5 protein-coding genes are annotated in these 9859 nt (G+C 46.3%); 3 read left to right on the top strand and 2 right to left on the bottom strand.

The window, feature by feature from the left end; all coding sequences use genetic code 11:
• Positions 1-523 precede the first annotated feature (523 nt).
• Positions 524-1714 (top strand): NupC/NupG family nucleoside CNT transporter, encoded by a 1191-nt coding sequence (locus ABVF09_RS18450; protein WP_026571848.1) that lies wholly within the window; start codon positions 524-526, stop codon positions 1712-1714.
• 231 nt (positions 1715-1945) lie between these two features.
• A complete protein-coding gene (locus ABVF09_RS18445) occupies positions 1946-3376 on the top strand; it encodes an aldehyde dehydrogenase family protein (protein ID WP_371069821.1) in 1431 nt (476 codons plus the stop codon).
• 317 nt (positions 3377-3693) lie between these two features.
• Here the strand turns inward: ABVF09_RS18445 and ABVF09_RS18440 are convergent, their stop codons facing one another.
• Positions 3694-5181, bottom strand: coding sequence for an MATE family efflux transporter (locus ABVF09_RS18440; protein ID WP_371069820.1), 1488 nt, complete (start codon positions 5179-5181; stop codon positions 3694-3696).
• Here ABVF09_RS18440 and ABVF09_RS18435 point away from each other — a divergent pair, their 5' ends adjacent.
• Complete coding sequence (locus tag ABVF09_RS18435) at positions 5182-6267, top strand: undecaprenyldiphospho-muramoylpentapeptide beta-N-acetylglucosaminyltransferase (protein ID WP_371069819.1); 1086 nt, start codon at positions 5182-5184, stop codon at positions 6265-6267.
• 479 nt (positions 6268-6746) lie between these two features.
• On the opposite strand, the gene ABVF09_RS18430 is transcribed toward ABVF09_RS18435, so the two are convergent.
• Entirely contained in the window at positions 6747-9851 is a 3105-nt protein-coding gene (locus tag ABVF09_RS18430) for an MMPL family transporter (protein WP_371069818.1), read from the bottom strand.
• Positions 9852-9859: the final 8 nt, after the last annotated feature.

Below are 9859 nucleotides of genomic sequence, written 5' to 3'. Positions count from 1 at the left end.
TCCTTTGTAGAAGATTTGGGAACTAGTTAGGTCTTCTTCTACAATAGGAGCAATTTTTATTTTTGTAAACAGATTACATATTCTTTCATTAAAGTAAAGATAACCCATTAATGCAACGCTAGTGGGTCAGTCCCTCGTAAAAAGAGGGACTGACCCCAGACGCTGTAACAGACTAAAAGATTTTGTCCGGTTATTGGATGATTATTTGGGGAAGGAATAAACTAATATATAGGGCATGAGAGAAAAATGTCGAAATTTACACTTGCAAGACGTCTGACAAGCTGTTAAAATCCATAATTGGAAAACAAGGACTGAAAGCATTTTCATTTTAGGTGCATGACTGGAAAAACATGGTGCATTTGTGAGGCCAGAAGCCTGCTTCGTATCCCAGGCGGAGAGCCGAATATCACCGTATTTCCAAGAATGCAACGGCTTTCATGTCTGTAGCGATAAAGCGGTAATAGCAGCTGCCTGAGAAGGGGTGGCCTGTATTCCGCTAATGACTTTAAGGGAGGCTCATGCCGTGGATATTCTTCTTGGTTTGCTGGCAATTGTTATCATCCTCGGGATTTCATTTTTATTGTCCAATGACCGCAGCAACATTAATTATAAAGGGATAGCAATTATGCTGATCGCACAGGTGATTACCACTTGGTTCATGTTTAAGACCAAAATTGGTGAATGGGTGATCACTGGTATTTCTGATGGTTTCAATAAGTTGATCGATTTCGGGATGGAAGGGATCAACTTTGTCGTAGGCGGTTTAATGGTCGAAGAAGGAGGCAGCGTGTTCTTCTTCAACGTTCTGTTATTGATCGTCTTCTTTTCCACTATTTTGGCCGTGCTCACGCATCTGAAGATTTTGCCGACAATCATCAAATATTTCGGCGGATTCCTATCATACATTACAGGACTTCCCAAGGTGGAATCGTTCAATGCTGTCAATAGCATCTTTTTCGGTCAGTCGGAGGCGCTGATTGCGATTAAATCGCAGTTTCATCACCTTAGCGACAATCGTCTTTATATTGTCAGTGCTTCCGCAATGGGTTCTGTTTCCGCGTCCATTGTCGGGGCTTATATTCAAATGCTTCCCGCACAATACGTGTTGGTTGCACTGCCGCTGAACATGTTCAGTTCCTTGATCATCGCATCCATGATTTCTCCGGTAAAAGTCGATAAAAAGGACGACAAAGTCGACATCAAGGAAGTGTCAGATTCCAAAAGTATTTTTGAAGCGATGGGTAACGGAGCGCTGGACGGCGGAAGAATCGCCTTGATTGTCGCCGCCATGCTGATTGCTTTCATTGCTTCACTTGAACTGGTCAACTGGATTATCCAGGCGATTTTCGCAGGTGTGACCCTCCAGCAGATTCTTGGCTACATTTTAGCTCCAATCGGATTCTTGATGGGTATCGCACCGGGAGAGTTGATTCAAGCTGGCGGTATCATGGGTACGAAAATCGTCACCAATGAATTTGTCGCAATGCTGGAATTACAACCGGCAGTCGATTCACTGTCTGAGAAAACAGTCGGTATCGTCACGGTCTTCTTGACCAGCTTCGCAAATTTCTCTTCCATCGGTATCATTGCAGGTACTGTACAGGCGATTGATTCGAAAAAAGCCGTGGCCGTTTCAAAATTCGGCCTGAAGCTGTTACTAGGGGCGACATTGGGCTCGATTTTGTCAGCCACAATGGCAGGATTGTTTTTATAATTCGAAAAAGGGTATTCGTGAGATACCCATGGCTGCCGGGATTTCCCGGCAGTCTTTTTTTGATGTGAGAAATTATTCATTCGGTGTATAATTCTTTTTTGATTAAGAGTGCCAAACGGATTAGTTGTATACTGGACAGTTCTCAAACAGGAAAATTAATGATTGGCAACGTTTATATTACAATGAAGGTGGAATGAAAAGTAATATCACGACAAAGAAAGGACGTTGTTTATGTCTGAGCAATATAAATTGTTTATCAACGGTCAATGGGTGGAGACTGATGAAACACTGGATGTACTCGATAAATATTCCCAGAAAACGTACGCCACCGTATACAAAGCGGGAGAGGAACAGGTCGACCAAGCCATTTCCAGTGCTGAGTCTGCCTTTCACAACCATCCGTTATCCCCATATCAACGGTATGAGATATTGAAAAAAGTCAGTGAATTACTTGCAGATAATAAAGAGGAATTAGCTCAAACGATTACGAGAGAAGCGGGAAAACCGCTAAAACAGGCCCTGACAGAAATCGATCGCAGCTCGCAAACCTTTGAGGTTGCGGCAGAAGAAGCCAAACGGATCAGCGGCGAAGGGGTGCCGGTGGAAGCTGCCCCCGGTTCGGAAAACCGGATGGCATTCACCATCCGTGTTCCAGTCGGAGTGGTCGGGGCCATCAGTCCGTTTAATTTCCCGTTGAATTTAGTTTCGCATAAAGTGGCTCCTGCAATCGCGGCAGGCAATGCGGTCGTTTTAAAGCCGGCAAGCGCGACGCCGATCACTTCTTTAAAGCTTGCTGAGCTGTTCGTGCAGGCAGGGCTTCCAGCCGGTCTGTTCAATGTCATTGTCGGTTCCGGTTCGGTCGTCGGCCAGCAAATGATGGAGGACAGTCGTATCCAGCTTTACACGTTTACCGGAAGTGCCAAAGTCGGATTAAAACTGAAACAGACAACCGGGTTGAATAAACTCATCCTGGAACTGGGCAATAATTCTCCGGTCATTGTCGACAAGGATGCAGATGTCGAACAGGCTGCGAACAACATTGCGCAAAAAGGTTTCGCCTTTGCCGGACAGGTTTGTATTTCAGTGCAACGAGTGTATGTTCATGAAGAAATCAAAGACACTTTCCAAAAAAGGCTGATAGAAGCTGTCAAATCACTGAAAGTCGGAGATCCGAACGACCCTGATACCGATGTCGGTCCGATGATCGCTGAATCGGAAGCAGAACGTGCGGAACAGTGGGTGAAAGAAGCTGTCGACAACGGAGCCGAACTGTTAATCGGCGGGGAACGAAACGGACCAGTTTATCAACCGACCGTCGTCAATAGCGTGAAAAAAGACATGAAAGTCGTGTGTGAAGAAATCTTTGCTCCGGTAATCAGTTTAATCAGTTACAATAATCTCGATGACTGTATCGACGAAGTGAATGAATCGCCTTATGGCTTGCAGGGCGGCATCTTTACGCAAAATCTCGATACAGCATTCTATGCTGCCAGAAAAGTAGAGGTCGGCGGGCTGATGATTAATGACTCTTCCCAGTACCGTGTAGACCTGATGCCATATGGTGGCGTCAAAGACAGTGGCTCAGGAAAAGAAGGGCCGAAGTATTCGATAGAAGAAATGACGAATGAGCGATTGATTGTATGGAACTTAAAAAACGGCTGATTCCTCAGGAGTGGACAGCAAACGAGAAGAGCTTCGGACAAAATCCTCATGACCAAAATGAAAACAGAACATCTTTCTGTTTGGATTTGTCTACCCTTCTCATCTGAAAAGTGCGGCTATCCATTCCGGCAAGGTACTTCGCTTTCCATAGCGATACGAAACACGCATTAAACAACAGGACAAAAAGCAAAAAACCGAACGAATTTGATTGGTGGCATTTAGAATTCGCTCGGTTTTTTGCTATGGTGGTTGTTTTTGTTCCCCGCTCTTTTTGATGGGAAGTCTGGTATTCTTTTAAAAGGGCGTATAGGCTTTTATCATTCTTTAGCAAGTTGACCAGCGAGCTTCCGTTGCAGGAAAACAAGCCTTCCGTATAAGGTAATGGCCCCAGCGCTTAAGCCGATAATAATGCCCATCCAGTAGCCGAACGGACCGAATTCGGTGAAATTGGCCAGAACCCAGCCGCTGGGTAGACCGATGAGCCAGTAAGAAATCAATGCCATGATCAGTGTGATGTTGACATCTTTATAGCCGCGCAACGCACCTTGCAACGGTGCCCCGACAGCGTCGGCAAACTGAAAGAAAATCGCGTAAAATATGAACTGCTTCGTCAGGTTGATGACAGCCGGGTTATCGTTATACAATCGGGCAACGGCGTCATCGAGGGTATATAAAATCAATCCAGCGAAAAAAGAAATCGCAATCCCGCAGCACAGACCGATGTAGGAGTATACTTTCGCATCATGCACCCTTCTGCCGCCTACTTCAAACCCGACGGCAATCGTTAAGGCCATCGCAATACTAAGGGGAATCATATATAGATAGGATGCAAAGTTGATCGCTGCCTGATGGGCGGCAATTGTTTCCGTACTATATACACTCATCAGAAGGGTCACTGCTGCAAAAATGCTGGTTTCAAAAAAGATGGCAAATCCTATCGGGATGCCGATGCGCAGCTGTTCCCACCAAGCGTGCAGGGAAGGTCTGCGCCAATGCCTGAAAATCATATAAAAACGGAAGGGCTTGTATCGATAGATAACCAAGACCGCTACTGCGCAGGATATCCAGTAAGTCAACGACGAGGCTATCCCGGCGCCAATCCCGCCTAATGCCGGCATGCCCAACCGCCCGAAAATGAACATATAATTAAATAGAATGTTGAGCGGGAGCGATATCAATATAACCATCATCGAGGTTCGCGTCTGACCTAATGCATCGATGAAACAACGAAGCAAATTGAACAAAAACAAGGGAATGATACCTGTTGCCAGCGCGGCTAAATAATACTTGGCCACATGGGCGACTTCTGACTCCAAATCCATCCGGTTGAGAATTGGATCGACAACAAAGAAGCCGATGATGGTGACTACTGTTGCCAAACCGACCGATAAATACATGCCCTGCCGGACGACTTCCGGAACTTCCTTCTCTTTCCCGCCTCCGACTAATTGAGATACGATTGGAGATAATGCAAGCAATATTCCGTTGATTCCGGTGAATACTGGGACCCACAGGTTAGAGCCGATCGCGACTCCGGCCAAATCATGGGTACCGAATCTTCCCGACATCACGGTGTCAAAAAAATTCATGGCATATAAGCTTAACTGGGTTATTAAAATGGGAATAAGAATTACGAGGAATAATTTGAGTTTTTGTTTTAATGAATTCGACCGGTACATACTGCTCTTCCTTTTTACATAGATTTCGATTAGGATAGAGAGGATTATAGCACATTCCTGTTCATTATTATACTTAGGTTTCTTATGGATAACACTACTACCACAGAAAGAGAGAGGAATTAACATATGAGTGACAAACGGATATTATTTACTGGCGGGGGGACTGCCGGCCATGTAATCGTCAATCTTGCGGTCATTCCCCATTTTCAAAAAGAGGGATGGAAAATAGATTATATCGGGTCGAAAAACGGTATTGAAAAAGAGCTGATCGGCCGTCTCGATAATGTAGAGTATCATGAAATCTCTACAGGCAAGCTGCGACGTTATTTTTCGAAGGAAAACTTTAAGGATCCCTTCAAGGTGTTGAAAGGGGTGCTGCAATCTTACCGGATTATCGGGAAGCGTAAACCGTCGGTCATTTTCTCAAAAGGCGGATTTGTCTCCGTACCGGTGCTTGCAGCGGCCTGGCTTCGAAAAACCCCTGCAGTGATTCATGAATCAGACTATACGCCCGGGCTTGCCAATAAGCTGGCCATTCCTTTTGCCAAAAAAGTGTTGACCACTTTTCCGGAAACGATTCAATACTTGCCGGAAACCAAAGCGGAATGGATCGGGGCAGTTGTACGCGATGAATTATTCGAAGGCAACAGGGAAAAAGGATTGGCTATCGCCGATTTGGATAACAGTAAACCGGTGTTGCTGATCATGGGGGGAAGCGGCGGCTCTGCCAAAATCAATGAATCAGTCCGTGGTAGCCTGGATGAGCTGCTTGAGGACTATCAAATCATTCATATTTGCGGGAAAAATAATGTGGATCCATCCATCAAAAAACGAGGATATACCCAGTTTGAATATGTAAATGAAGAGCTGAGCGATTTGTTTGCCGCAACCGACTTTGTCTTGTCCAGGGCCGGGTCCAATGCAATCTTTGAGTTCCTGGCTTTGCGAAAACCGATGCTGCTCGTACCGCTTTCCCGGAATGCAAGTCGTGGAGATCAAATACTGAATGCCAATTCTTTTCAAAAGCAGGGGTATGCCCACATGGTCGAAGAAGAGGAATTGACAGACAACCGGCTTGTAGAGGAGCTGAAGCGACTGAAGCAAGAAAAAGCGACGATTCTCCAACATATGCGAAATTATGAAAGTCGCGAGGCGAAGCAGCAGGTCATTTCGACCATTAAACAGGCAGGGCGCATCGGCAGCCAAAAATAAAGGTATAGGACATGACATAGTGCACATAACCACTCCGGCAGCTCATTTCACTTTCCACGGGTACAGCTTCAGCTATTTTGTCAAAGAAGATTTCTTTGCCAATTGGATCTTCAGCTCGCGCTGCTTTCGCTGGAGTCTCCGTGCCTTGCAGGAATGGATGGTTTGCCCCATCATCCTAAGAGAAGCTATAATATTTGCTTCAGAGAATAAAAATCGAAAAAAAGAAAAACCGAGCGAGTTCGAATACGCAGCGTTTCGAATCATCGTTCGGTTTTTTCTTTGGCAACTATGTCTTTGTTCCGGTTTTGTTTGACCCTGAAATTGGCGGAATCAATGGATGCTGTACTTTTCTATGGCAAGCACCACTCCAACCCCCTCCCTCGAGGTCTCGGCAAAGCCTCGTTATGGAAGAAAAATGCCAATTTGACGCTCGGCCCAGACTGGAACGGGCGGGTGACGATGAGCTTCCGCTTCGCTCCTCATTCTTCTTGTTTGCGATGGAACGGCCACCAGTTACCTTGTTTGAACAGTCGTACCATGATCGGTATGAACAGTGGCAGCATGATCACTGCATATAAGAACAATCCAGTAAGCACAACTGTAGCGATCTGCAACAAGGATAAGACACCGGCCGGCATCATTGCGCTGAATGTTCCTCCTAGTATTACTGCGGCCGAGATAATGACTGTGCCCATGTTTTTCATGGCCGATAACAGCGCATCCTTGATTGTCATGCTGCTGTTCTCGTTAAACCGACCCATCAGGAAGATACTGTAGTCTATTCCAAGAGCGATCAGGATGACAAATGCAAAGAACGGAACTGCCCAGCTTATGCCTTCATAATCGAGAATGTTGATGAAGATAATTTCGGCAATTCCCATCGACGTATAGTAAGTCAGAACAAGCGATCCAATCAGATAAATCGGCATTACAAGCGAACGCAGCAGGATCACCAAAATAATGAAAATCCCCGCCAGCATAAAGATGACGGTACGTGAATAGTCCTGATCGGAAATTTCCTGTAGGTCATGGTTTGTACTGCTTACACCACCGATGGAAGTTTCGAAATCTGCAAAAATCGTTCCATCTTTCGCCTCATCCACAGCTTCCTCCAAATCTCCGATAAAATCGACCGACTCTGTCGAGTATGGGTTGTTGCTCAATACCACTTCAAAAGTCGTAATGGTTTTATCATCTGACAAATATGGTTCGATACCTTCTTGGAAATCTTCGTTTTCGATGGCTTCTTCTGGTATGTTGACCGTCGGTTGTTGTTTGGCGGTTGAAAACTCGTCCAGGTAACTTTGTACTTCTTTCAGGCCGTCGGAAATTTGCACCAACCCATCCGATCCTTCTTGAAGCCCGTCTGCCAGCTCGGAAAGCTGGGACTGCATGTCACTGAAAGCCCCCTTCAGTTCTTCTTGACCGCCGTAAATATCGGTCAGCCCATCCTGCAGGCTTGGGATATTATTGACGACTTGCTGTTGTCCATCAGAGGCCTGATTCAGCCCGGACTGAAGATCGCCTACAGCATCGCTCAACTGTGAAAGACCGTCAGCCAATTGTTCCTGCCCGTCGATTGTACTGGTGAATCCTTGATTTGCTTCTTGCAAACCAGTTAAGACTTGTCTTTCTAGCGTGTTATTTAAACCGGCCAAACCGGGTTGCTCGTCGGTTCCTTGTACGACTGCGGCCAGCTGGCCTTTCGCCGTTTGAAAATCCGGATCCTGTGCAAGGGCCGGGTTGTTTTGTTCAGCACTGTTCAGGCTTTGCAAGGACCCTGAAAGGACTTGCTCCATCGATTGATATCCTTGGACGAGCGAACTCAACCCTTGTTCCACCCCTTGATAGCCATTCAGTAATTCCCGATTGCCATCGATAGTTTGCTGGAGGTTGGTTTGGATTGTTTCCAGGTTGCTTTGAATTTCCCCGGCTCCTTGAGCCCCGGAGGCAATACCGGCTTGGATTTCTGACAATGCAGATTGCATTTCGCCAATCCCGTTGTTTGCTTCCTGGGTACCGTTCATCAATTGATCTACTCCGGATTCCGCCTCTTTCAACTGTGGCTGGGAATCCTTAAGTTGATCGGCTGCATCGGAGAAACCAGATTCAATCTCATCAATTCCATCCGTACTTTCGCCGACTCCTTCACTAAGCTGATCGGTTTGACTATCAACTGTGAAATCTTCGATTACGTCACCGGCAGGGCGGGTTGCACTTCGAACGGAATCGACCCCGTCAAGAGCCGCGATGTGCTGGGAAAGCAGCTCGATATCCTGATAGTCTTCCGGTGATTCGATTTGCTTATCTGTCTTCAATACTACGGTGGCAGGCATTGCCTGGCCAGGTCCTACAGAATCTGCAATCCAGTTAAAAGCCTGCACAGATCCGTAATCATTACCTATCTCATCTAGTGAGTTATAGGATTTTTGCCCGTTGTATGCAATCACACTCGGTACGGTGATGACCAAAACAATCAATAAAGAAATGAGCGGCCTTGTCCAGGCAAAGGTGCCGACTCGCCCCCACAGTTTGCTTTCATTGTGGGAAACATTTTTATCAAACGGCCAGAACAACTTCCTGCCTAGAACGACGAGGAAGAACGGTACAAGTGTGGCCAAAGCAATCAAAACGACGGCGACCCCCACCGCAACAGCTACAGCAGATTGGTAGAGGGAAAAGGTCGAAAAGCCGATGGTCGAAAAACCGATCAAAACAGCCAGCCCGGCGAAGAATATCGTTTTCCCTGCGGCTTTATATGTCGCCATTACTGCTTCCTTGGTCGTTTCGTGATGCGCTAGTTCCTCTTTAAATCGGCTGATCAGCAAAATACAGTAATCTGTTCCGATTCCGAACATGACGGCAACCATGAAAATCTGGGTGAAGTTCGATAGCGGGAAATCAACCGTATCGGCCAGAATCGACACAATTCCCTGGGCCGCCAAATAACTGATCCCGACCGTAAGCAGCGGGATGAACGGCGCCACAACCGACCGGAAAACTAAAAAGAGGATGATCAGGATAATCGCTACGGTGATGTATTCTGTTTTTTTCAAGCCCTCTTGGGAATTGACCATGATATCATCGGAAATGTAGGTCTCTCCAGTCAGGTAGTGTTCGATCTCGATGGAAGAGGTTGCCTCGTATATGGCATCCCGGGATTCCTGAACTTCACGGTCGGCAAGCGATACGTTCATTGGCACCATGATGGTCGTTCCATCTTCTGAAACGACTTGTTCCTCAATTTCTTCGCTTTCCTCGAACGACATTACTTCTGATATCCCCAAATCTGACTCACGGTCCTGAAGATTCTCGATCCCTTGGGCAATCTCCTGCTTTTGGCTGTCGCTGATTCCATCATCTTCATGAAAGACAAGAACAGCGCTCGCCGTATCCTCCTCCTTGTCATCAGACATTTGTTCCAGCAGTTCGCCTGCTCTTGAAGAGGAGTAACCGTCAGGAACCCCGATTTGTCCTTTGTCCCGCACTAAATCCTGCAAGTTTGGGGAAAACACCAATAAACAAATGGCTGCAGCAATCCAAACAATGAACACTGCCCATCTGAGCTGAATAATTCTTCTCATTACACTAA

This window comes from Sediminibacillus sp. JSM 1682029 (assembly GCF_041366435.1).
In the GTDB taxonomy this organism is placed as follows: Bacteria; Bacillota; Bacilli; order Bacillales; family Amphibacillaceae; genus Sediminibacillus; species Sediminibacillus terrae.
This window is presented reverse-complemented; position numbering and strand designations above follow the sequence as displayed.

What these genes read in the sequence shown, in the direction of transcription:
- ABVF09_RS18430 (WP_371069818.1), bottom strand. Translation starts at nt 9,851, where the DNA reads ATGAGAAGAATTATTCAGCTCAGATGGGCAGTGTTCATTGTTTGGATT.
- ABVF09_RS18440 (WP_371069820.1), bottom strand. Translation starts at nt 5,181, where the DNA reads ATGTTAATTCCTCTCTCTTTCTGTGGTAGTAGTGTTATCCATAAGAAA.
- ABVF09_RS18445 (WP_371069821.1), top strand. Translation starts at nt 1,946, where the DNA reads ATGTCTGAGCAATATAAATTGTTTATCAACGGTCAATGGGTGGAGACT.
- ABVF09_RS18435 (WP_371069819.1), top strand. Translation starts at nt 5,182, where the DNA reads ATGAGTGACAAACGGATATTATTTACTGGCGGGGGGACTGCCGGCCAT.